The organism is Thermus antranikianii DSM 12462, from assembly GCF_000423905.1.
In the GTDB taxonomy this organism is placed as follows: domain Bacteria; phylum Deinococcota; class Deinococci; order Deinococcales; family Thermaceae; genus Thermus; species Thermus antranikianii.
The window spans coordinates 112,890-133,791 of the sequence record NZ_AUIW01000004.1 but is presented as its reverse complement, the minus strand read 5'-3'; the positions used below and the strand labels follow the sequence as shown (position 1 = coordinate 133,791).

Genomic DNA, 20,902 nt, shown 5'->3' with positions numbered 1-20,902 from the left:
TCCATCATGCCCTATGAAGCTGCCGGTAGGCCTCATAGGCCGCCACCCCCACGGCCACCGCCAGATTTAAGGAGCGCACCGGCCCCGGCATGGGGATGTACACCCTGGGGAAAAGAGCCAGGACCTCTGGGGGAAGCCCCCGGGTTTCGGGGCCAAAGAGGAGGTAGTCCCCAGGCTGGAAGCTCACCCTATAGAGGGAGGTATCCCCCCGGGCGCTAAAGGCCCAGACCCGCGCACCCGGGGGCAGGCTTTGCCAGAAGGCCTCCCAGGTATCGTGAAGGCGCAGGTCCACGTGGGGCCAGTAGTCCAGGCCCGCCCGCTTAAGCCGAGGGTCGCTTAGGCGGAAGCCCAAGGGGCGGATAAGGTGCAAGGGCCAGCCCAAGGCAGCGGCGGTGCGGGCGATGTTCCCGGTATTCTGTGGGATCTCCGGCTGGAAAAGGACCAGGTGAAGCATGGCCTAGACCCGCCTCCGGTAACGGGTAGCGGCTCCCCGGCCCATCCGCTCCACCTTGCCTTCCCGGATAAGCCGGTTCAGCAAGGCTAGGGTTGCCCTGGGGGTAAGCCCCAGCTGGGCTTCCACCTCCCGGCGGGAAAGGGGATTGGCCAGGAGGCCCAAGGCCCTTTCCCCCAAAGGATCGCGCCGCACCAGGTAGTACCTTCCCCCTTCCTTGCGCAAAAGGCCCATGCGCTCCATCCGGGTGAGGACCTTGCGGGTAGCTTCCAAAGGAAGCTGTAGGGCCCGGGCCAGCTCCTCGAGGGTGGCCTCCCCCACCCTCCGCAGGTGGCCCACGGTGATGAGGTGGTCCAGGCTGAAGCCACCCAGGCGCTCCTGAGCCTCGGCCAGCTCCCGCACAAAGGCCTCGTCCAACTCTGGGTTGTAGAGGACCAGGGTGAGGGCCTCGGGGTAAAGGCGGTACTCCGGAGGCTCTTTGCCGTACTTGAGGAGAAGGCGGTACATCTTGTCCACCCCGCTTCCCGCCCGCTCCACGTAGCCAAGCCGGTAGAGGGCCTCAGCCAGACGGGGATTCCGCCTTTTGGGGGGGTGGCGGAGGATGTTCTCCGGGGTAATGCCGGGAGGGAAGCTCCCCGGGTTGGAAACCTCCAGGCGATCGGGGTAGTGGTGCACCTGGATGGCATCCGGGCTTTGCCAGTCCCTGTGGATCAAGGCGTTTAAGAGGGCCTCCCGGTAAACTTCCTGGTCAAAGTCCCAGATTTCGAGGCGGAATAGGCCCACCGTGAGGTAGCGAACCCGGTTCCTGGCCTGGATTAGGTCCCTAAGTCGCTCCAAAAGGGCGGGAATGGAGCGCAGAATATCCTCCCTGAAGGCGTAGCCTTCCGGGTCCACGCCGGCCTCGTGATAGTAGTAGCTCACCTCCGCTTGGGGAAGAAGCCGCTTCAGGGCCAAGGGGGTTCCCGCCAAAAGGAGGCCCGCCACCGTGGGCTTGTCCTGTCCCTCCACCCGCTCCAAAAGCCCCAGGGCGAAGAGGAGTTCCAGGTCCGGCAAGGCCGCCAGATTGCTTCCCCGCTCCTCTAGGATGCGCCTAAGGCGCAAAACCTCCACCGGGTCCAGGTCGGAAAGGCTGGCCGCCGGCAACACCTGGGCGGTAAAGTCGGGCTCCGGCAGGGCCTGGCCCATCCTCAACTCCGTGAGCCTCTTGCCGTCCCAAAAGGGCACCCTCCCTGCCCCCACGGCGATGGCCGCTGGGCTCTGCGGTACATGAAGGGCCAAAACCCGTCCCATAGGCCCCTCGATCACCTCCACATAGGGCAGGAGAAGCCCCTGGGTGAGTTGGAAAAGGGCATGGGTGATCTGCAAGGGATGGATCTCCGAGGCTCCCACCACCCGTCCCTCCCCATCCACCCCCAGGAAGAGAATCCCGCCCCGGTGGTTGGCTAGACCTGCGGCGTAGCGGGCCAGCTCCTCCGGGGAAAGGTCCGGGGGCAGGAAGAGGGTACGCTCGTCCTGTCCCAAAGAAAGCCGCTCCAAGAGTTCTTCCCACGTCACGGGCCTCAGTTTAAGGGGAGAGGCCCGGCGTGGAGGGGGTAGATTGTGCGCTTTTCTGTGCAATCATATCTGTACATCTGTGCACTTTCAGGCTGACGATATGCGATATGCGTGCCCATATCATTGTTGCATGCCCCAAAAGCTTTTGCTAAGTATCAAGCTAATGCTTGACATTATGCATACCCGGTGCTACCCTCAGCCCTAAGGGGGTGACGGACCATGCGGAAAACCCTATTCCTAGCGGTGAGCGGGCTCTCAGGACTGGCCTTGGCAGAAGGGGTGGATGGAGCAGCCACGGCCTGGATGCTGGTCTCCACGGCCTTGGTGCTCCTCATGACCCCGGCCCTGGCCTTCTTCTACGGCGGCCTGGTGCGGAGCAAGAACGCCTTGAACACCATGATGATGAGCTTCGCCGCCTTAGGCTTCGTGGGAGTGGGCTGGGCGCTCCTCGGCTACAGCCTGGCCTTTGGCGAGGGCGGTCCCTGGCTAGGGAGCCTAGACCACGCCCTTCTGAAGGGAGTGGGCCTCGAGGCCAAGGGGGAGATCCCCCATCTCCTCTTCATGGCCTTCCAGGGCACCTTTGCCATCATCACCGCCGCCCTCCTCACGGGGGGCATGGTGGAAAGGATGCGCTTTCCCGCCCTCCTTCTCTTCCTGAGCCTCTGGGGGCTTTTGGTCTACGCTCCCCTGGCCCACTGGGTCTGGGGTGGAGGATTTTTGGGCTCCTTGGGAGCCCTGGACTTCGCCGGGGGCACAGTGGTGCACATCAACGCTGGCATAGCCGCCCTGGTGGGGGCCTTGGTCTTGGGGGCCCGGAAGGACTACGGCCGCCAGGCCATCCTGCCCCACAACGTGCCCTTTACCCTCCTGGGAGCGGCCCTTCTTTGGTTCGGCTGGTTCGGATTCAACGGGGGAAGCGCCCTGAGCTCCGGGGCCCTGGCGAGCCTGGCCTTCGTGAACACCCTCCTCGCCCCCGCGGCCACCCTCACCACCTGGGCTCTTTTGGACCTCCTGCGCACCGGCAAGGTCACGGCGGTGGGCCTGGCCACCGCCATCGTGGTGGGCCTGGTGGCCATCACCCCGGCGGCGGGGTTCGTATCCCCCCTGTCCGCCCTGGTGCTGGGGGCGGTGAGCGCCTTCCCCAGCTACTTCTTCCTGCTCTGGCGGCCCAGGACCCGGCTGGACGACTCCCTGGACGTATTCGGCGCCCACGGGATTGCGGGCATCACCGGCGCCCTCCTCACTGGCCTTCTGGCGGAGAAGACCTGGAACGGAGTAGCAGACGGCTTCCTCTTCGGCAACCCCATGCAGCTCGCCATCCAAGCTTTGGCGGTGGGGGTGGCGGTGGCCTACTCTGCCCTCGGCACCTTCCTCCTCCTTAAGCTCACGAACCTCCTTACCCCCTTGCGGGCGAGCCCCAAGGAGGAAGGGCTGGGCCTGGACGTGACCCAGCACGGGGAGGAAGCCTACGTGGAAGGCGAGGGGGCCATCCTGGTGCTCTCCGAGGCCAGCCCCCCTGCCCTCAAGCCCGCAGGAGGTAAAGCATGAAGCTCATCGTGGCCATCATCCGGCCGGAGAAGCTCCAGGACGTCCTGGAAGCCCTCTTCAGGGCGGAGGTGCGGGGGCTGTCCATCAGCAGGATCCAGGGGCACGGGGGGGAAACGGAAAGGGTGGAAACCTACCGGGGCACCACGGTGAAGATGGCCCTGCACGAAAAGATCCGCCTGGAGATCGGGGTGTCCGAGCCCTTCGTAAGGCCCACGGTGGAGGCCATCCTCAAAGCCGCCCGCACCGGGGAGGTGGGGGACGGAAAGATCTTCGTTTTGCCGGTGGAGAAGGTCTACCGGATCCGCACCGGGGAGGAGGACGAGGCTGCCGTGACCCCGGTACAATAAAGATGTGACGGCCAGGCAGCGGGCCATCCTTTACCTCCTAGTGGAGGAATACATCAAGACCAAAGCCCCTGTGCCCTCGGCGAGGCTGGCCGAGGGCCTGGGGCTATCCCCTGCCCTGGCCCGGTATGAGCTCATCGCCCTCGAGGAGATGGGCTACCTCTCCAAGCCCCACGCCTCCGCCGGAAGGGTCCCCACCCGGCAGGCCTTCCGCCAGTACTCCCTTTCCCTCCTCCCCCCAAAACCCCTTCCCGAGGCCACCCAGGAGCGGCTCCAGCGGGCCCTGGAGGGGGCCAGGGAACCCGAGGCCTTCTTGGTGAAGATGGCGGTGGGGCTTTCCGGGTACCCTGCCCTTTTGCGCTTGAGGCCCAGGAACTCTCCCAAGGTGCTCCAGGTCCACCTCTCCCCCCTGCCGGAAGGCACCCTGGCGGTTTTCGTCCTGGAAGGGGGAAGGGTGAAGGAGGCCCGCCTTCCCCTCACCCTCTCGCCGGAGCGCCTAAGACAGGCAGAGGAGGCCCTCTCCGGACCCTTTACCGCCTTGCCCCCGGCTCCCAGGGGCCTCGAGGAACTTTTCGCCCATCTCTCCCGGGCCCTTTCCGCAGGCCTCTCCCTCGTCTACCGGGAGGGGCTGGCCGAGGCCTTAAAGGAACCGGAGGCCAAGGACCCTGGCTTTCTAGAGCGCCTGGTGGCCCTTTATGAAGCCGGGGGGGATGAGGCAGTCCTGACCCCTCCCGGCCGGGTGGACGTGCGGGTGGGGGAGGTGGAGGGCTTGGCTCAGGTGCAGGCGGGCTTCGCCCGGGGGGAGTGGCTGGGGGAGCTGGTGCTCCTGGGACCCATGCGCATGCGCTACCTCGAGGCCCTCTCCGTGGCCTCGAGCCTCAGCCGGGTCTATACTGGGCAGCATGCGGGTTGAAGTGCGGCTCTTCGCCCTTTACCGGGAACAGGCGGGCACGGACCGCCTCTTCCTGGAGCTGCCCGAAGGAGCCCGGGTACTACATGCTAAAGAAGCCCTGGAGAAGCGTTTCCCCAGCCTAAGGCTGGAGGGCGGCATGGCGGCGGTGAACCAGGCCCTGGCCCAAGGGGAAACCCCCCTAAAGGAGGGGGACGAGGTGGCCTTTCTGCCCCCGGTCTCGGGAGGACAGGACTCCTACGGCCTCACCCATGAACCCCTGGACCTGAAGGCCCTGGTGGACTGGGCCACCGCCCCCGAGTATGGGGCGGTGGTGAGCTTCCTGGGCACCACCCGAAGCCCCAACCGGGGGGAGGAGGTGGCCTTTTTGGAGTACGAGGCCTATCCCGGCATGGCGGAAAAGGTCATGGCGGAGATCATCGGGGAGATGCGCTCCCGCTGGCCCCTGGGCCGGGTGGCCCTCTGGCACCGCCTGGGCCGGGTGAACCCCGGGGAGGCCTCCATCGCCATCGTGGTTTCAGCCCGGCACCGCCCCGAGGCCTTCGCCGCCTGCCAGTACGCCATCGACCGGGTGAAGCAGATCCTCCCCGTCTGGAAGAAGGAGCACCGGCCGGACGGTAGCTTCTGGGTGGAGGGTTTCGCCCCAGAGGAGCACCGCCTCTAGGGCCCCAAGCCATGGCCTCTTTTTCCTTCCTCCTGGGCCTCCTCCTCTTGGTCCTCTGGGCTTTGCCCCTCCTTCTGGGCTTCCTCTCGGGCCGGGCCTACCGGCACGGGCGCAGGCGGGTGGGCCTGGGCCTCCTCCTCTTCGGGGGCTTCCTGGGGCTCCTTGCCCGGCCCAGGCCCTTGGGGCTTCTCCTTCTCCTCCTGGGGCTAGGTCTGGGCTACGGGCGGCTACGCTGAAAAACCCCGGCGAAAGCCTTACAATAGGACGATGACCGAGCGGTCCTTGCGCCCGCTAACGGAAGAGGAATACCTGGCCCTGGAAGAGGCCAGCCCCGTGCGCCACGAGCTGGTAGGGGGCATCCCTTATGCCATGGCCGGGGCCAGCCTGGACCACAACCTCATCGTCACCAACCTGGTGGCCCTCCTAAAACCCTTGGCCCGGGCCCAAGGATGCCGGGTCTACAGCGAAACCGCCCGGCTTAAGGTTTCCGAGGACACCTTCTACTACCCAGATGTCATGGTGGTCTGCGGCCCCAAGGCCCATCCCCTCTACGAAACCGCCCCTTGCCTGGTGGTGGAGGTTCTCTCCCCCGGTACCGAGGCCCAGGACCGGCGGGAAAAGCTTTCGCATTACCTTAGGCTCCCCAGTCTCCAGGCCTATCTCCTCCTGGAGGGGGCCAGGCCGGGAGGCGTCCTTTACCGCAAAACCCCTTCGGGCTTTCGGGAGGAAAGGCTGGAGGAACTCCTTATCCTCCCCTGCCCGGAGGGGACCTTGAAGCTTGAGGAAATCTACGAGGGCGTGGCATGAAACCCATCCTGGAACTCCTCCCCGAAGAGCTTCCCGGCGAGGGCTACCGCAAGGCCCAGATCGCCCACTGGCTCTACGCCCGGGGGGCCATGGACTTCTCCGAGATGACCGACCTGCCCAAGAGCCTCCGGGAAGCCCTGGCCGGGGAGTGGCGCATCTCCGAGTTTGCCCTGGTGGAGGCCTACCCAAGCCGGGACGGAAGCGTCAAGTACCTCTTCACCCTGCTGGACGGAAGGAAGACGGAAGCCGTCTACATGCCCTACGAGAACCGCAAGACTGTCTGCCTCTCCAGCATGGTGGGCTGCCCCGCGGGGTGCACCTTCTGCGCCACCGGGGCCTTGGGCTTTGGCCGCAACCTCACCGCGGCGGAGATCCTTTCCCAGCTCCTGGCCATCGCCCACCACCAGGGTATCTCCCCCAGGGATATCCGAAACGTGGTCCTCATGGGCATGGGGGAGCCCCTCCTGAACCTGGGCAACGTGCTTAAGGCCATCCGCATCATGCTCCATCCCAAGGGCCTGGCCATGAGCCCAAGGCGCATCACCCTCTCCACCGTGGGCATTCCCAAGGGCATCTACCGCCTGGCGGAGGAGGACCTTGGGGTGCGCCTTGCCCTTTCCCTCCATGCCCCCGACGACGAGACCCGCAGGAAGATCATCCCCACCGCTCACCGCTACTCCGTGGGGGAGATCCTCGAGGCGGTGCGCCACTACTACGCCAGGACCAAAAGGCGGGTCACCTTTGAGTACACCCTCCTGAAGGGTTTAAACGACCATCCCTGGCAGGCCCGGCTTCTCGCCAAGCTCCTTAAGGGCATAAGCGCCCACGTGAACCTGATTCCCTTTAACCCCTGGGAAGGTGCCCCGGTGAAAGGTACTCCCAAAGCGGGCATTCTGGCCTTCGCGGAGGAGCTGAGGCGCCTGGGAATTCCCACCTCCATCCGCTTCAGCCGAGGGCAGGACGTAGGGGCAGCCTGCGGCCAGCTGGCCTTAAAGGCCCCCAAGGCCCTCACCTTCACACCGACTCTAGAAGGCGCCGGGCAATGACCAGCTTCAGGATCTCGCTGGTACCCTCCCCGATGCGGGTCAGGCGGGCGTCGCGCCAGTAGCGCTCCACGGGGTAGTCCTTGATGTACCCGTACCCCCCCAGGACCTGGATGGCCTCGTCGCAGGCCTTCACCGCCACCTCGCTGGCGAAGAGCTTGGCCTGGGCGGCCTCAAGGGTATAGGGCCTTCCCGCGTCCTTAAGCTCCGCCGCCTTCAGGTAAAGAAGCCTTGCCGCCTCCAGCTCCGTGGCTGCCTCCGCCAGCTTGAAGGAAACCCCCTGGTACTCGGCAATAGGCCTGCCGAAGGCCTCCCTTTGTTTGGCGTAGCGGAGGGCGTAGTCCAAGGCCGCCCTTCCCAGGCCCACCGCCATGGCGGCGATGCCGATCCTGCCCCCATCCAGCACCTTGAGCACATCGTAAAACCCCTTGCCCCTCTCCCCCAAAAGGCTGTCCTCGGGCACGAAGAGGTCCTCGAGGACCAGCTGGGCGGTGTCCGAGGCGTTCAGGCCCAGCTTCTCCTCCTTGCGGCCGATGCGAAGACCCTTTTCCGGACGGAAAAAGGCGAAGGCGGAGATGCCCAGGTGCTTCCTCTCCGGGCTTGGAGCCGGGTCGGTGCGGGCCACGATCACGTAGACCCCGGCCACGCTCCCCTGGGTGATGAACTGCTTGGTGCCATTGAGCACATATCCCCCGGACACCGGCTCGGCCCGGGTTTTAAGGGCAGCGGCATCCGAACCCGACCCCGGCTCCGTAAGCCCCCAGGCCCCCAGGGCCTCCCCCGAGGCCAGCTTGGGCAGGAAGGTTTCCTTCTGCCTTTCGTCCCCCGCAAGGAGGATATGCCCCGTGGCCAAGGAGTTGTGGCTGGCCACGGTGAGGGCCAAGGCCCCGTCGTAATAGGCGATCTCCTCCACCATACGGGCGAAAAGCCGGCTTTTAAGCCCCGCCCCGCCATAGGCCTCGGGCACCGTGGCCCCGAAGACGCCGAACTGGGCGAGCTTCCTCACCAGCTCAAAGGGAAAGGCCCCCGTGCGGTCCCTCTCCGCCGCCCCCGGGGCCACCTCCGCCTTCAGAAACTCGCGGAAGGGCCCCAAGACTGCCCGCTCCTCCTGGCTTTCCTCAAACCAGAGCCCCATGGTGGGCATAGTATAACACTTTCTTGCGACATGGCAAAAATACGTTATCCTACAGACCCCCGGGATCCCGGGGCATGGGGTAGTTTCAAGGGGGATGCTCCTCCTGGCTGGCCCCACGGATACCGGCAAGTCCACCCTGGCCTTAAGGCTTCTGGAAAAGGCCAAGGAAGCCTACCTCCTGGACCTGGACCCGGGGCAGGGAGCCCTGCCCGGGGCCTTCACCCTCTTCCACTACCGGGAAGGAACCCTCACCCCCCTACGCCGCTACCTTCTGGGGGCCCTGTCCCCTAGAGGGATGGAGGCGCAGGCGGTGGTGGGGGCCCTGCGCTTAGCCCGCCTCATCCCCAAAGGAAGCCCCACCGTAGCCGACACGGATGGCTACCTGGACCCCGGGTTTCGGCTCTTACAGATAGAGGCCCTGGTGCCCGCCGAGGTCCTGGTCCTGGGGTGGGAGGAACTTTACCAGGCCCTTTCCTGGCGCAAGGACCTAAGGGCGCGCCTGGCCCCGCCCCTTCAGGGGGTCCGCAGGAAAACCCCGGCCGAGAGGCGGAAAAACCGCCTGGAAAGGCTTTTTGCCCACTTCCAGGGGGCCAGGCCCCGCCCCCTTCCCCTCGGTCGCGTGCCCGCATACCTTATGGTGCCCCCCGAGCCCCACCGGCTTTACGGGCTCCTGGACGAGGAAGGGTTCCTCCTGGGCTACGGGCGGCTTCTAGCCTGGGCGGGGGACGAGGGGCTTTTCCTCACCCCCGTGGGGGAGGAGGTGGCCAGGGTGGTACCCACCCGGCTTCTCTTCCCTATCCCCGCACTACCAGGTTGAGGATCTTGCCGGGGACGTAGATTTCCTTCACGATGGCCTTGCCCTCCACGTGGGCCTGGACGTTTCTCACCTTGAGGGCCTCGGCCCTGGCCACCTCCAGGGGGGCGTCCTTGGGAATCTGGATGGTTCCCCGCACCCTCCCGTTCACCTGCACCGCCACCTCCACCACATCCTTTTCCAGAGCCTTTTCGTCCAGCTCCGGCCAGCCGGCTTCAAAGAGGCTATCCGGCCAGAACCAGTGCCATAGCTCCTCGGCGATGTGGGGGGCGAAGGGGAAGAGCATCTGCAGGTAGTAGCGGATGGCGGTGCGGTAGACGGGGGTCACGGGCCGCACCTTACGGTACTCGTAGAGGGCGTTCAAGAGCTCCATCAGGGCGGCGATGGCGGTGTTGAAGCGCAGGGCCTCGAGGTCCTCCGTGACCTTCTTGAGGGTGGCGTGGAGCTTCCGGTAAAGCTCCCGGTCCGGACCCTCCAGGGCCTCGGCGGCAAACTGGCCCGAGGTGGCCAAAAGGGCCTCCCGGTCCTCCGCCACCCGGCGCCATATGCGGTTCAGGAAGCGCCAGGCCCCCTGCACCCCCTCCTCGGTCCAGACCATCTCGTTTTCGGGGGGTGCGGCGAAGAGGATGGTGATGCGGGCGATATCCGCCCCTTCCTCCTTCACGAAGGGCCCCACCATGACCCCGTTGCCCTTGGACTTGCTCATCACCGCGGGCTTCCAGAAGTGAAGGGTACCGTCCTCGTGGGGCCTGAGCTCCGCCCCCATCTTCCGCACCTCCTCCAGGGAAAGCTCCCTCTCCGGGATCTCCAGGCGGATGCGGGTGGGCTCGGGCAGGCGCACCCTATCCCCCTCCACCTCCACGGGGCCGAAGTCCGTCCAGGCCAGGACCATGCCCTGGGTGAAAAGCCCCTGGAAGGGCTCCTCCACCTTCACCAATCCCAGATCGTGGAGGAACTTGGTGAAGAAGCGGCTGTAGAGGAGGTGAAGCACGGCGTGCTCCACCCCGCCAATGTACTGGTCCACCGGCATCCAGAAGTCCGCCTTCGTGGGGTCAAAGGGAAGCGTTTCGTTCTTGGGGTCGGTGTAACGCAGGTAGTACCAGCTGGAGTCCACGAAGGTGTCCATGGTGTCGGTGTCCCGCTTGGCGGGGCCACCGCATTTGGGGCAGGTGGTCTCGTAGAACTCGGGGTGGGCCTCCAGGGGGCTTTTCCCCTTGGGCCGGATGTCCTCGATGTCCTTGAGGTCGGGGAGGAGGACGGGAAGCTCCTCCTCGGGAACCGGCACCACCCCGCAGGCTTCGCAGTGGACCATGGGAATGGGGGTGCCCCAGTAGCGCTGGCGGCTGATGAGCCAGTCCCGGAGGCGGTAGGTAACCTTAGCCCTTCCCAGGCCCCTCTCCTCCAGCCAGGCCACCACCTTCTTCTTGCCCTCCTCGCTGGGGGTGCCGTCAAAGGGCCCCGAGTTCACCATGATGCCAGGCTCCTCGTAGGCGGCCTCCAGGGGCTCGGGTAAGGGCTCACCCGGGCGCTCGATCACCTTCCTTATGGGAAGGCCGAACTTCTTGGCGAACTCAAAGTCCCTCTGGTCATGCCCGGGCACCCCCATGATGGCCCCAGTGCCGTAGCCATAAAGCACGTAATCCGCAGTCCAGATGGGGATCTTCTCCCCGGTGGCGGGGTTTATGGCGTAGGCCCCGAGAAAAACCCCCGTTTTCTCCCGGCCTTCCGCCTGGCGCTCGATCTCCGTCTTCCGCTTGGCAGCCTCCACATAGGCCTCCACCTCGGCCCGCCTTTCGGGAGAGGCGAGCCTTAAGGTGAGGGGGTGCTCCGGGGCCAGGACCATGAAGGTGGCCCCAAAAAGGGTGTCGGGCCGGGTGGTGAAGACGGTGACGGTCTCCCCTAGGCCCTCCACGGGGAACTCGATCTCCGCCCCCTCCGACCGGCCGATCCAGGCCCGCTGCATGGCCTTCACCTTTTCCGGCCAGTTCAGGCCCTCGAGGTCCTTAAGAAGCCTTTCCGCATAGGCGGTGATGCGCAGGTACCACTGCTCCAGCTCCCGCTTCTCCACCGGAGTGTCCTCGTGCCGCCAGCAGCGGCCCTCCACCACCTGCTCGTTGGCCAGGACCGTCTGGCACTTGGGGCACCAGTTCACCAGGCCCTTGGCCCGGTAGGCCAGGCCCTTTTCCCACATCTTCAGGAAGATCCACTGGTTGAAGCGGTAGTAGTCGGGCTCGCAGGTGGTCACCTCCCGGTCCCAGTCGTAGAGGATGCCCATGAGCTCGAGGCTCTCCTTGGCCTGGCGGATGTTCTCGTAGGTCCAGTCCCTGGGGTGGAGGCCGAACTTCAAAGCGGCGTTTTCCGCGGGCAGGCCAAAGGCATCCCAGCCCATGGGATGGAGGACCTCATACCCCTGCACCTTGCGGAAGCGGGCCAGGACGTCCCCCATGGTGTAGTTCTTCAGGTGGCCCATGTGCAGGTCCCCGGAGGGGTAGGGGAACATGACCAGCACGTACTGCTTCCCCTTCCTTCCCGGGACTTCCTTGGCCTTCATGAAGCCCTTTTCCTTCCAGAAGCGTTGCCACTTGGGCTCTATGGCGTGCGGGTTGTACTTCTCCATGCCGGGCCTCCTCCCAAAAAACCCCTTCCCCAAGGGGAAGGGGACGGCCAGGCCCCTTCCCGCTTTAGGGGATTAGCCTGGCCGGACTCATGGGAACATGATACTGCAACCCGGCAAAAAAGCGTGGGGCACCCTAGTCCTCCACCGCCCTCGCCACCACCGCCCCCAGGAGGAAGACCCAAAGCACGAGGTATAGGCCGAGTAGCGCCAGGACAAACCCCGCCAGGGGGCCGTAGAGAAGCTCGTACTGGGAGCGGGGAAGGAGCTTGGGAAGCCCAAGCCGCACCCCCTCGAAGAGAAGGGCCGCCACCCCTGCCCCCACGCTCAAGGGCACCAGGTGGCGAAACCCTTTGAGACCGCGGAAAAAGGCGTAGGTGAGGAGAAAGAGCAAAAAGGCCAGGAAGAGGGGTAAAAAAGCCTCCAGGGGCCCCAAGGCCCCCCGCCACTCCGGGGGAAGGAAGCGGAGGAGAAACCCCAGGACCAAGCCCAAAAGGGCAAGGAGAATGAGGGCAAGGCCCAAGACCATCGGCATGAGGAGGCCCAAAAGGCGGTGGCGAAAACCCGGGGGACGGCCAAAGATGAGCCCCAGGGCGTAGCTTAGGGCGGCGAAGAAATTGCTTCCCGACCAAAGGAGGAAGAGGGCGCTCACCAGGGTGAGGGGAAAGGCCCCCCGGGTGAGGAAGCGGAGAAGGTCCTGGACCAGCTCGGGCCGGGCCGGGAAAAGACCCTCGGCCAAGGTTTCCACTCCCTCCAAAAAACCCTCTCTCAGAGCCTCGCTTCCCGAGAGGAAAAGGCCAAAGACCCCCACCAGGAGAAAGAGAAGGGGCATGAGGGAAAGAAGGGCGTAGTAGGCCAAGGCAGCGGCGAAGAAGGGCACATGGGCCTGGGTGTAGAGGCGTAACGCCTTGTGCAACACGGGCTCCCCTTTCCTACCCGCTCCCCCGGCGGACACCCTCCCCTAGGGGGCACCTATTCCCGCTCCTGCCCCTCCCCCAGGGCCACCCACTTGGTGGTGGTGAGCTCCATGGGCCCCATGGGGCCGTAGGCGTGGAGCTTGGAGGTGCTGATGCCGATCTCCGCCCCCAGGCCCAGCTGGAAGCCATCGTTGAAGCGGGTGGAGGCATTCCATAGGACCAGGCTGGCGTCCACCTCCTCCAAAAACCGCCAGGCAGCCTTGGGATCCTCCGTGCAGATGGCCTCGGTGTGGCGGGAGCCGTAGCGGGCGATGTGTTCCAGGGCTTCCTCCAGGCCGGAAACCACCTTCACCCTCAGGATCAAGTCCAGATACTCCCGGTCCCACTCCTCCTCCTGAGCGGGCACCGCCTCCTTCAGGAAGGGTAGGGCTTTGGGGCAGGCCCTGAGCTCCACTCCCCTTTCCCGCATGGCCTTTTCCAGCATGGGAAGAAAGACCTCGGCCACCCTCTCGTGCACCAACACGGCCTCGAGGGCATTGCACACGGCAGGCCGCTGGGTCTTACCGTTAACGACCAGGCGGAGAGCCATATCCAGGTCCGCCCTCTCGTCCACGTAGAGGTGATTCACCCCCTTGGCATGGGCCAGGACCGGCACCCGGGCCTCCTGTTGCACCAGACGGATGAGCTCCTCCCCACCCCGGGGAATGAGGAGGTCCAATAACTCCAGGCGGCACATGGCCAGGATGGCCTCTCGCTCGGTGGTGGGCACCAGGCTCACCGCCTCCACAGGAAGCCCGGCCTCCCTCAAGGCCCGGTGCCACAGGGAAACCAGGGCCTGGTTAGAACGGAAAGCCTCCTTCCCTCCCCTGAGGAGCATGGCGTTTCCCGCCTTTAAGGCCACGGAAACCGCCTCCACCGTGGCCCCGGGCCGGGCCTCGTAGATAAAGCCGATGAGGCCCAAGGGGATCCGCATCCTTCCCACCCTAAGGCCGTTGGGCCTCTTGCTAAGCCCCTCAATCCTTCCTAAGGGATCCGGGAGAGCGGCAATCTGACGAAGACCCTCGGTGAGGCTCCTAAGGTCCTTGTCCTTGAGGGCCAGGCGGTCCAGCTTGGCCCGGGATAGCCCCGCCTCTTCCGCCTCCTTGAGGTCTTCTTGGTTGGCCTTTAGCACCTCCGGCCAGGCCTCCTCCAAGAGGCGGGCCATGGCCAGAAGAGCCCCGTCCCGGTTTCCCTTGGCGATCTCAGGAAGCCGGGCCCGAGCCCCCTCCGCCAGTTCCCTCAGCGTTTTCTCAAGATGTTCCCTTTGGGAAGCAGCCAACTCCCTCATGCCTCCTCCTTCAAGGCCAGGTGGTCCCGGTGAACCACCTCCTCCGTGTAGCGATAGCCCAGCAGAGCCTCGATCTCGGCGCTTTTGTGCCCCTTGATGCGCTCGATCTCCTCGGCGGCGTAGTTGGCCAGGCCCACCCCCACCTCTTCCCCTGCCTCGGTGAGGAGGCGCACCGCCTCTCCCCGACCGAACCGCCCCCGCACCGCCTTGATGCCGGCGGGCAGGAGGCTTGCTCCCCTCTCCCTTAAAGCCCTCACCGCCCCGGCGTCCAGCACCAGCTCCCCCTTGGGCCGAAGGAGGCTGTAAAGCCAGGCCCTTTGGCCCCGGTACCGCCTTCTGGCGTGGAAGTACGTTCCCAAGGGAGCTCCTGCCAGAGCCTCGAGGATCGCCCCTGGCCTTCTCCCCGGCAGAAGGAGGGTGGGTATCCCCACCCTTCCGGCGATGCGGGCGGCGAGCAGCTTGGAACGCATCCCCCCGCTTCCCAAGGGATTCCCCTCCCCAGCATGGGCCAGCACGGCCTCCACCCGTTCCACCTCCGGGATAGGGCGGGCGCTGGGGTTCTTCTTGGGGTCATCCTCATAGAGGGCGTCCACGTCGGAAAGGAGGAGCAAAAGCCCTGCCTCCACCAAGGCCGCCACCCGGGCGGAAAGCTGGTCGTTGTCCCCGAAGCGGATCTCCTGGAAGGCCACCGTATCGTTCTCGTTGATGATGGGAACTGCCTTCAGGCGCAAAAGGGCCTGCAGGGTGGCCTTGGCGTTCAGGTAGCGCCCGCGGCTCGCCAGATCCTCGGCGGTGAGAAGCACCTGGGCCACCGGGGCGGGGGCGAAGGCCTCCCGCCAACGGGCCATGAGGAGGGGCTGGCCGATGGCGGCCAGGGCCTGCTTGGCTGGCATGTCCTGGGGGCGGGGCAGGCCCAAGGCCGCCATCCCCGCCGCCACCGCCCCCGAGGAAACCAGAACCACTTCCCGCCCCTCCTGGCGCAGGGCCAGAACCTGGCGGGCAATCTCCTGCATCACCCCCTGCTCCAACCCTTGGGGCCCCGCCAACACGGCGCTTCCCACTTTGATGACCAGCCGCTTGGCCTCGAGTCCCGGCCGCATTAAGGCCCAGGATAGCATCCCCCACGCGGCCGCGGATGGCACCCGCACCACCCTGAGCCTCTGACGCTGAGCAGGGGAAGCGCGGTTTGCCCCGGAGGATCCTGTTCCTGGAGGTGCCTTTGGAATCCAGCCTTCCAACGGACTAAACGTTTGAATCCTCCGCTTTCCCTGCTACGAAGCGTCCCTGGCGAAAGACCACCTTTCCCTCCCGCCTAAGCCGCACCAGGAGGGCGAAGAGGGTGGCCTTCCTAAGCCCGGGACGGAGGGATTGAAGCTGGGCATGGAGATCCTCGAGGGTCTTAGCCTCCCGGAGTAGGGCAAGAAGATGGGCTTCTAGACGCCTATCCCGCACCAACCCCATTATTGACAAGGGGGGCTTTCCCATGCTACCTTGAGGGTCGGCTTGGGCCCGTAGCTCAGCTGGATAGAGCGGCTGACTACGGATCAGCAGGTCAGGGGTTCGAATCCTCTCGGGCCCGCCAAAGCCCCCTGGGGAAACCAGGGGGAACGTTTTTTCAGGAAAGCCCTACAATGGGGCCATGAAGATCTACACCAAGACCGGGGACACAGGGGAAACCGGCCTTTACGGGGCCGAGCGGGTGGCGAAGGCCCATCCCCGGGTGGAGGCCTATGGCACCGTGGACGAGGCCAACTCCGCCTTGGGCCTGGCGCGAAGCCTCCTTCCCCGGGAACACCTGGACCTGCACGACCTCCTGGAGCGCATCCAAAACGCCCTCTTTGACCTGGGGGCCGACCTAGCCACCCGCATGGGGAGCCCCTACGAGAAGAACATCGCCCGCATGGACGCCCAGGACGTGGAGGGGCTGGAGCAGGCCATCGACCGCTACATGGAGGAAAGCCCTCCCTTCCAGGGCTTTATCCTCCCGGGAGGGCATCCGGCGGCGGCAGCCTTGCACCTGGCCCGAACCGTGGTGCGCCGGGCGGAGCGCAAGGTGGTGGCCTTAAGCCGGGAGGAACCCGTGAACCCCGAGGCCATCCGCTACCTCAACCGCCTTTCCGACCTCCTCTTCGTCCTGGCCCGGGTGGTGAACACCCGGGAAGGGGTGCGGGAAGAGGCGTGGCTGGTGAAGAAAAGGCGCTAGGGCCAGGGCTTGCCGTAAACCCTCACCTCGGCCCCGGGGAAGGCGGTTTCCAGAAGATCCTTCAGGAACAAGGCGGCTGAGGGAAGAAGCCCTCCGCAAGGACCCTCCATGTAAAGGAAAAGGTAGCGGGGCCTTCTCGGAGACTGGGAAAACCCCAGGCATCCCTCGTACTCGGGAAAGTACTCATAGAAAAGCTCCAAGAGGTCCCGCACCAGGTCCCTGGCCTCGGGCAGGGCCTCAATGGAGCTTTGCGGCTTGACCCAGAAGGTCATGGCCTTCATGCAAATCCATTATGGCCCTTGACCCGGATAGGGTGGCATGATATCACTTAGATATATGATTGAAGTCACCGGTCTCACCAAGGCCTACGGCCAGCGCCTGGCCGTGCAGGACCTCACCTTCCAGGTGGCCCCCGGGGAGGTCTATGCCCTACTGGGCCCCAACGGGGCTGGGAAGACCACCACCTTGCGGGTTCTCTCCACCCTGATCCGCCCCACCCAGGGCAGGATCAGGGTGGCGGGGTTCGATGTGGTCCAAGACCCCCTCGAGGTGCGCCGGCGCCTGGGCCTGGTTAACGGAGGCATGCGGGTGTACGACCGCCTCACGGGGCGGGAGGTACTCCGGTTCTTCGCCGGGTTTTACGGCCTCGAGGGCCAGGCCTTCCAGGAGGCCCTGGACTGGGTAGCGGACCTTTTGGAGATGGAGGAAACCCTGGAGCGAAGGGTCATGGAGATGTCCACCGGCATGCGTCAGAAGGTGGTCATCGCCCGGGCCATCCTCCACCGCCCTCCCGTCCTCCTTCTGGACGAGGCCACGGCCGGGCTGGACGTGTTCGCCCGCAGGGCTCTTCTGGACTTCGTCAAGGCCTACCGCCAGCTGGGCAACGCCATCATCTACTCCACCCACGTGATGAGCGAGGCGGAGGAGGTGGCGGACCGGGTGGGCTTTTTGCACCAGGGCCGGCTGGTCTATGAGGGAAGCAAGGAGGAAGCCCTGGCCCTGGGGGAGGGAAGCCTGGAGGAAGCGTTCGTGCGCAGGGTGAAGGAGGCCGCATGAGGGATATCTACCGCATCTTCTGGAAGGAGCTGGTACAGGTCTTCCGCGATCGCAAGCTGGTCTTCTCTACCCTGATCCTTCCTGTGCTGCTCATGCCCATTTTCATGTTCGGGCCCAGCCTGGTCCTCCAAAGGCTCCTGCAGGGCGCCCAGGAGAGGAAGCAGGAGGTGGCGGTCCTGAACCTGCCCGAAGAAGCCCTCCGCGCCCTGGAGCAGGCCGGACTCTCCCCCAAAGCCCACCCCGACCCCGAGGGAGCCGTGCGGGAGGGGAAGTATCCCGTGGGCGTCCGCTACGAGCAGGGGGTGTACCGGGTCTATGGCCGCCTGGCAGGGGGGCTTACGGAGGGGCAGGTGGCGGTGAGCAAGGTGCAAGGGGCCCTGCAAGCCCTTAAGGAGGCCAAGGTGGCCGAGGCCCTGGCCCAGAGGGGAATCCCCCACCAGGTCCTCACTCCCTTCCAGGTGGAGGTGGTGGACACCTCCACCGAGCGGGAGAAGGCCGGGGGGCTTCTGGGCTTCCTCCTTCCTTTCTTCCTGGTGGTCTTCGTCCTCACAGGGGGGCAGGTGGTGGCGGTGGACGCCACCGCGGGGGAGAAGGAGAAGGGGACCCTCGAGGCCCTCCTCGTGGCTCCGGTACCCCTTTTGCACTTGGCCATGGGCAAGACCTTGGCTACAGTGGCCATGGCTCTTCTCTCCGGGACATCAGGGCTTTTAGGGCTGGCCCTCGGCAGCACCATGGCGGCAACGTTTGGTGGTGGCCTCCTCACGGAAAGCGGCCAGATCCTGGAGCTAGGGGGGAGGCTGGCATTGGATGGAACTGGCTTCCTAGCTCTTTTCCTCTCCGCCTTCCTTTTAGCCCTCTTCATGGGGGCGGTGATGGTAAGCCTGGGGCTTTTCGCCCGAAGCTTCAAGGAAGCCCAGAGCTACATGGCCCCCCTCCAGCTTCTCGTCTTGCTCCCCCTCATCTTCCTCCAGTTTCGGGGCTTCTTTGAACTGCAAACCTGGCACCACCTGGTGCCCCTCTTCAACGTGGCCCTCCTCATGGACGCCCTCCTGAAGGGAAGCGCAAGCCCCCTGCAGGCGGGCCTCACCTGGGGTTCCACCCTGGTCTACGCCGGGCTTGCCCTCCTGGTGGCGGTCCGGGTTTTTTCCCGGGAAGAGGTGGTCTTCAGGAACTAAAGGGAGGCAGCATGCGCGAGGTAAAGGAAACTGCGGCGTGGCGGCAAAACGGCTTTCTGGCCCTTTTGGCTCTCCTCCTGGCCCTCCTCTGGCTGGGCTGGGCAGGGTATCGGTTGGTGGGCGAGAAGGAGCTTTTCTACCTCTGGCACCTCATCTCCGCCCTTCTGGCCTCGGGGCTTTTAGCGGCGGGGCTTTTCACCGTGCAACCCAACGAGGCGGTGGCCCTGGTCTTCCTGGGGCGGTACGTGGGTAGCGTCCGGGAGGAAGGCTTCCACTTCGCCAACCCCCTGGCCCAGCGAAAACGGGTCACCCTGAGGGTCCACAACTTCACCTCCGATAAACTCAAGGTGAACGACGCCCACGGAAACCCCATAGAGATCGCCGCCGTGGTGGTGTGGCGGGTGGTGGACACGGCCAAGGCTCTTTTCCAGGTGGAGAACTACCAGAGCTTCGTGGCCATCCAGTCGGAGGCGGCCATCAGGGCGCTGGCGAGCCGCCACCCCTACGATGCCGAGGGCAGGTCCTTAAGGGGAAACCCGGAGGAAATCGCCGAGGAGCTCAAGGCCGAGGTGCAGGAGCGCCTGAAGGTGGCCGGGGTGGAGGTGTTGGAGGCCCGTCTCACCCACCTGGCCTACGCTCCGGAGATCGCCCAGGCCATGCTCCGCCGGCAGCAGGCCCTGGCAGTGGTGGCGGCCAGGAGGCTCATCGTGGAGGCAGCGGTGGGCATGGTGAAGGAAGCCCTCCTGGGCCTCGAGGCCCAGGGGATCGCCCTGGACGAGGAACGCCGGGCGGCCATGGTGAACAACCTCATGGTGGCCCTGGTGGCCGAGGCCCAGGCCCATCCGGTGATGAACGTGGGTACCCTGTACACCTAAAGGGGGTGGGGTGAGAGAAAAGGAGAAGAAGCGCTTCCTTTTGAGGCTTGACCCAAGGCTCTACCGGGTGCTGGAGAAATGGGCCCAGGACGAGCTGAGGAGCGTGAACGCCCAGATCGAGTTCCTCCTCAAGGAAGCCGCCAAGAAGGCGGGGAGGTGGAAGGATGAGGCTCCACCCGAAGAGGGACGGGAACCCTAGGCGGTTTTTCCTGGTCTTGCTCCTCTTTTCCCTTCTGGCCCTGGGTGGGGTGGTCCTCCTGGCTGCCCGGGAGGATCCCGAAAGCCTCCCCCTCCTCCTCGGCATCCTCCTGGTGGACCTCTTCCTGATGGGGGGTTTCCTCTACTGGCTCATGGGGTTTCCCCAAAGGCTTTTCTACGAGCTAAATGGCCCGGTGCTCGTCGTCCACCAACCCCTAGGCCGCCGCACGGTCCACCGCTCAGAGGTGGCGGAGGTGAGGCTCCTCACCTTCGCCCTTCCCTGGTGGACCCTTCAGGGGGAGGTCTCCATGCCCGGCTACCACCGCAAGCGGCTCCGCCTGGAGGGGCTACCCGTGGAGGCCCTCGTGGGAGCCAGGCGGGGGGAGGGAGTGCTCCTGGTGCTCAAAAACCGCTCCGGCCTCCTTCTAAACCCGGAAGATCCCCTTCCCTTACTGAGGTGGAAGGAGGAGGCATGAGGGCCCTTTACTGGACCCTGGGCCTTTCCTGGGTGGCCTTCCTGGTCTTTTACCTGCTGGGCGGGCGGGTGGGTAGCCTTGCCTATCTGGCCTTTGGCTTCCTCTACATGTGGATTCCCGGCCTGGTGGCCCTTTCCTTCGCCCGCAAGGAGGGAGTGCGTCTCCCCCTTGCCCTAAGGCCCAACCGCTACTGGCTTTTCGCCTGGCTCTTCCCCGTGGCCCTCACCCTGCTTTCCATTCCCTTAAGCCTTCCCTTCGGTGCCCGGAAAGGATGGGAAGCCCTCCGGCAACCCACGCCCCAGGCAACAGCCCAATCGATCCCGGAAACCCTCTCTGCGTTTCTCCCCCTGGTCCTCATCCTCTCCGCCCTGATGGCGGGGGCCACGGTAAACCTCCTGGCCGCTTTGGGAGAGGAGCTTTTGTGGCGGGGGTACCTGTGGGAAAAGCTAAAGGAGCGGGGCTTCTGGCCCGCCAGCCTGGAAATCGGCTTCTGGTGGGGCCTGTGGCATGCTCCCCTTATCCTGGCTGGCCACAACTATCCCAGAGAACCTCTCCTCGGCGTTCCCATGATGATCCTTTTCACCCTGGCCCTGACCCCTGGGCTCCTCTGGGTCCGGGAAAAAGCGGGCTCGGTGCTGGCGGCGGCCCTCTTCCACGGAACCCTGAACGCCATAGCGGGCCTCTCCCTCCTTCTGGTGGAACGCACCCACGACCTCCTCATCGGGGTGGTGGGGCTTCCTGGACTTTTCCTCCTTTCCCTTTTCAACCTCTGGCTGAGGAGGCGGGTATAG

The 20,902-nt window shown here is 65.2% G+C and carries 24 protein-coding genes and 1 tRNA gene; 16 read left to right on the top strand and 9 right to left on the bottom strand.

Annotated features, from left to right (window positions below):
* Positions 1–4: 4 nt before the first annotated feature.
* On the bottom strand, positions 5–454 hold the full coding sequence (locus G584_RS0105375) for a tRNA (cytidine(34)-2'-O)-methyltransferase (protein ID WP_028493699.1): 450 nt from the start codon (positions 452–454) through the stop codon (positions 5–7).
* A gap of 3 nt (positions 455–457) precedes the next feature.
* Complete coding sequence (locus G584_RS0105370) at positions 458–2,005, bottom strand: ATP-binding protein (RefSeq protein ID WP_028493698.1); 1,548 nt, start codon at positions 2,003–2,005, stop codon at positions 458–460.
* Positions 2,006–2,224: 219 nt separating this feature from the next.
* Between G584_RS0105370 and G584_RS0105365 the strand changes: the two genes are divergently transcribed.
* From G584_RS0105365 to rlmN, 7 genes are read left to right on the top strand one after another with little or no spacing between them, the layout of a single operon-like run.
* Positions 2,225–3,553, top strand: a complete 1,329-nt coding sequence (locus G584_RS0105365; RefSeq protein WP_028493697.1) for an ammonium transporter — start codon at positions 2,225–2,227, stop codon at positions 3,551–3,553.
* The gene (locus G584_RS0105360) at positions 3,550–3,900 is read left to right on the top strand and encodes a P-II family nitrogen regulator (RefSeq protein WP_028493696.1); all 351 of its coding nucleotides are present in this window, start codon (positions 3,550–3,552) and stop codon (positions 3,898–3,900) included. Before G584_RS0105365 ends, G584_RS0105360 begins: the two co-directional genes overlap by 4 nt.
* Before the next feature lie 4 nt (positions 3,901–3,904).
* Positions 3,905–4,810 carry an HrcA family transcriptional regulator gene (locus G584_RS0105355; protein WP_028493695.1) on the top strand — a complete coding sequence of 302 codons (906 nt, stop codon included), beginning with the start codon at positions 3,905–3,907 and terminating at the stop codon, positions 4,808–4,810.
* On the top strand, positions 4,800–5,471 hold the full coding sequence (locus tag G584_RS0105350) for a molybdenum cofactor biosynthesis protein (protein WP_028493694.1): 672 nt from the start codon (positions 4,800–4,802) through the stop codon (positions 5,469–5,471). The genes G584_RS0105355 and G584_RS0105350 overlap by 11 nt, the downstream gene beginning before the upstream one ends.
* An 11-nt stretch (positions 5,472–5,482) precedes the next feature.
* Positions 5,483–5,707: a hypothetical protein gene (locus G584_RS0105345; RefSeq protein WP_028493693.1), complete on the top strand. Its 225-nt coding sequence runs from the start codon at positions 5,483–5,485 to the stop codon at positions 5,705–5,707.
* A gap of 31 nt (positions 5,708–5,738) precedes the next feature.
* On the top strand, positions 5,739–6,278 hold the full coding sequence (locus G584_RS0105340; RefSeq protein WP_028493692.1) for a Uma2 family endonuclease: 540 nt from the start codon (positions 5,739–5,741) through the stop codon (positions 6,276–6,278).
* Entirely contained in the window at positions 6,275–7,324 is a 1,050-nt protein-coding gene (gene rlmN / locus G584_RS0105335) for a dual-specificity RNA methyltransferase RlmN (protein ID WP_028493691.1), read from the top strand. Before G584_RS0105340 ends, rlmN begins: the two co-directional genes overlap by 4 nt.
* Here rlmN and G584_RS0105330 read toward each other — a convergent pair.
* Positions 7,293–8,456, bottom strand: a complete 1,164-nt coding sequence (locus G584_RS0105330; RefSeq protein WP_028493690.1) for an acyl-CoA dehydrogenase family protein — start codon at positions 8,454–8,456, stop codon at positions 7,293–7,295. The two genes, rlmN and G584_RS0105330, sit on opposite strands and share 32 nt — an antisense overlap.
* Positions 8,457–8,550: 94 nt before the next feature.
* Here G584_RS0105330 and G584_RS0105325 point away from each other — a divergent pair, with 94 nt between their 5' ends.
* Positions 8,551–9,273 carry a Clp1/GlmU family protein gene (locus G584_RS0105325; protein WP_028493689.1) on the top strand — a complete coding sequence of 241 codons (723 nt, stop codon included), beginning with the start codon at positions 8,551–8,553 and terminating at the stop codon, positions 9,271–9,273.
* On the opposite strand, the gene leuS is transcribed toward G584_RS0105325, so the two are convergent.
* The 5 genes from leuS to G584_RS0105300 form a co-directional block, all read right to left on the bottom strand.
* Complete coding sequence (gene leuS, locus G584_RS0105320; protein WP_028493688.1) at positions 9,251–11,887, bottom strand: leucine--tRNA ligase; 2,637 nt, start codon at positions 11,885–11,887, stop codon at positions 9,251–9,253. The genes G584_RS0105325 and leuS overlap by 23 nt on opposite strands.
* 133 nt (positions 11,888–12,020) lie before the next feature.
* Complete coding sequence (locus G584_RS0105315; protein ID WP_028493687.1) at positions 12,021–12,803, bottom strand: YhjD/YihY/BrkB family envelope integrity protein; 783 nt, start codon at positions 12,801–12,803, stop codon at positions 12,021–12,023.
* A 53-nt stretch (positions 12,804–12,856) separates the two neighbouring features.
* Positions 12,857–14,128, bottom strand: coding sequence for a glutamate-5-semialdehyde dehydrogenase (locus tag G584_RS0105310; RefSeq protein WP_051209178.1), 1,272 nt, complete (start codon positions 14,126–14,128; stop codon positions 12,857–12,859).
* Positions 14,125–15,228, bottom strand: coding sequence for a glutamate 5-kinase (gene proB / locus G584_RS0105305; RefSeq protein ID WP_028493685.1), 1,104 nt, complete (start codon positions 15,226–15,228; stop codon positions 14,125–14,127). The genes G584_RS0105310 and proB overlap by 4 nt, the downstream gene beginning before the upstream one ends.
* 142 nt (positions 15,229–15,370) lie before the next feature.
* Complete coding sequence (locus G584_RS0105300; RefSeq protein ID WP_157626381.1) at positions 15,371–15,580, bottom strand: hypothetical protein; 210 nt, start codon at positions 15,578–15,580, stop codon at positions 15,371–15,373.
* A 53-nt stretch (positions 15,581–15,633) separates the two neighbouring features.
* On the opposite strand from G584_RS0105300, the gene G584_RS0105295 reads away from it, so the two are divergent.
* Positions 15,634–15,710, top strand: a tRNA-Arg gene (locus G584_RS0105295).
* Positions 15,711–15,767: 57 nt separating this feature from the next.
* Positions 15,768–16,331, top strand: coding sequence for a cob(I)yrinic acid a,c-diamide adenosyltransferase (locus tag G584_RS0105290; RefSeq protein ID WP_028493683.1), 564 nt, complete (start codon positions 15,768–15,770; stop codon positions 16,329–16,331).
* Here the strand turns inward: G584_RS0105290 and G584_RS0105285 are convergent.
* The gene (locus tag G584_RS0105285; RefSeq protein ID WP_028493682.1) at positions 16,328–16,612 is read right to left on the bottom strand and encodes a hypothetical protein; all 285 of its coding nucleotides are present in this window, start codon (positions 16,610–16,612) and stop codon (positions 16,328–16,330) included. The two genes, G584_RS0105290 and G584_RS0105285, sit on opposite strands and share 4 nt — an antisense overlap.
* A gap of 55 nt (positions 16,613–16,667) precedes the next feature.
* Between G584_RS0105285 and G584_RS0105280 the strand changes: the two genes are divergently transcribed.
* Genes G584_RS0105280 through G584_RS0105255 form a run of 6 tightly spaced genes read left to right on the top strand, consistent with a single transcriptional unit; the run spans position 16,668 to position 20,902 of the window.
* Positions 16,668–17,387, top strand: a complete 720-nt coding sequence (locus G584_RS0105280; RefSeq protein ID WP_028493681.1) for an ATP-binding cassette domain-containing protein — start codon at positions 16,668–16,670, stop codon at positions 17,385–17,387.
* On the top strand, positions 17,384–18,562 hold the full coding sequence (locus G584_RS0105275; RefSeq protein WP_028493680.1) for an ABC transporter permease: 1,179 nt from the start codon (positions 17,384–17,386) through the stop codon (positions 18,560–18,562). Before G584_RS0105280 ends, G584_RS0105275 begins: the two co-directional genes overlap by 4 nt.
* 11 nt (positions 18,563–18,573) lie before the next feature.
* Positions 18,574–19,437 carry an SPFH domain-containing protein gene (locus tag G584_RS0105270; protein ID WP_028493679.1) on the top strand — a complete coding sequence of 288 codons (864 nt, stop codon included), beginning with the start codon at positions 18,574–18,576 and terminating at the stop codon, positions 19,435–19,437.
* A 10-nt stretch (positions 19,438–19,447) separates the two neighbouring features.
* Entirely contained in the window at positions 19,448–19,636 is a 189-nt protein-coding gene (locus G584_RS0105265) for a type II toxin-antitoxin system antitoxin (RefSeq protein WP_015718336.1), read from the top strand.
* Complete coding sequence (locus G584_RS0105260) at positions 19,602–20,111, top strand: hypothetical protein (RefSeq protein ID WP_028493678.1); 510 nt, start codon at positions 19,602–19,604, stop codon at positions 20,109–20,111. Before G584_RS0105265 ends, G584_RS0105260 begins: the two co-directional genes overlap by 35 nt.
* Positions 20,108–20,902, top strand: coding sequence for a CPBP family glutamic-type intramembrane protease (locus G584_RS0105255; protein ID WP_028493677.1), 795 nt, complete (start codon positions 20,108–20,110; stop codon positions 20,900–20,902). The genes G584_RS0105260 and G584_RS0105255 overlap by 4 nt, the downstream gene beginning before the upstream one ends.

Coding starts and splice junctions, on each gene's coding strand:
- G584_RS0105375 (WP_028493699.1), bottom strand. CDS start 454: ATGCTTCACCTGGTCCTTTTCCAGCCGGAGATCCCACAGAATACCGGG.
- G584_RS0105365 (WP_028493697.1), top strand. CDS start 2,225: ATGCGGAAAACCCTATTCCTAGCGGTGAGCGGGCTCTCAGGACTGGCC.
- G584_RS0105360 (WP_028493696.1), top strand. CDS start 3,550: ATGAAGCTCATCGTGGCCATCATCCGGCCGGAGAAGCTCCAGGACGTC.
- G584_RS0105350 (WP_028493694.1), top strand. CDS start 4,800: ATGCGGGTTGAAGTGCGGCTCTTCGCCCTTTACCGGGAACAGGCGGGC.
- G584_RS0105345 (WP_028493693.1), top strand. CDS start 5,483: ATGGCCTCTTTTTCCTTCCTCCTGGGCCTCCTCCTCTTGGTCCTCTGG.
- G584_RS0105340 (WP_028493692.1), top strand. CDS start 5,739: ATGACCGAGCGGTCCTTGCGCCCGCTAACGGAAGAGGAATACCTGGCC.
- rlmN (WP_028493691.1), top strand. CDS start 6,275: ATGAAACCCATCCTGGAACTCCTCCCCGAAGAGCTTCCCGGCGAGGGC.
- G584_RS0105330 (WP_028493690.1), bottom strand. CDS start 8,456: ATGGGGCTCTGGTTTGAGGAAAGCCAGGAGGAGCGGGCAGTCTTGGGG.
- G584_RS0105325 (WP_028493689.1), top strand. CDS start 8,551: ATGCTCCTCCTGGCTGGCCCCACGGATACCGGCAAGTCCACCCTGGCC.
- leuS (WP_028493688.1), bottom strand. CDS start 11,887: ATGGAGAAGTACAACCCGCACGCCATAGAGCCCAAGTGGCAACGCTTC.
- G584_RS0105310 (WP_051209178.1), bottom strand. CDS start 14,128: ATGAGGGAGTTGGCTGCTTCCCAAAGGGAACATCTTGAGAAAACGCTG.
- proB (WP_028493685.1), bottom strand. CDS start 15,228: ATGCGGCCGGGACTCGAGGCCAAGCGGCTGGTCATCAAAGTGGGAAGC.
- G584_RS0105290 (WP_028493683.1), top strand. CDS start 15,768: ATGAAGATCTACACCAAGACCGGGGACACAGGGGAAACCGGCCTTTAC.
- G584_RS0105285 (WP_028493682.1), bottom strand. CDS start 16,612: ATGAAGGCCATGACCTTCTGGGTCAAGCCGCAAAGCTCCATTGAGGCC.
- G584_RS0105280 (WP_028493681.1), top strand. CDS start 16,668: ATGATTGAAGTCACCGGTCTCACCAAGGCCTACGGCCAGCGCCTGGCC.
- G584_RS0105275 (WP_028493680.1), top strand. CDS start 17,384: ATGAGGGATATCTACCGCATCTTCTGGAAGGAGCTGGTACAGGTCTTC.
- G584_RS0105270 (WP_028493679.1), top strand. CDS start 18,574: ATGCGCGAGGTAAAGGAAACTGCGGCGTGGCGGCAAAACGGCTTTCTG.
- G584_RS0105260 (WP_028493678.1), top strand. CDS start 19,602: ATGAGGCTCCACCCGAAGAGGGACGGGAACCCTAGGCGGTTTTTCCTG.
- G584_RS0105255 (WP_028493677.1), top strand. CDS start 20,108: ATGAGGGCCCTTTACTGGACCCTGGGCCTTTCCTGGGTGGCCTTCCTG.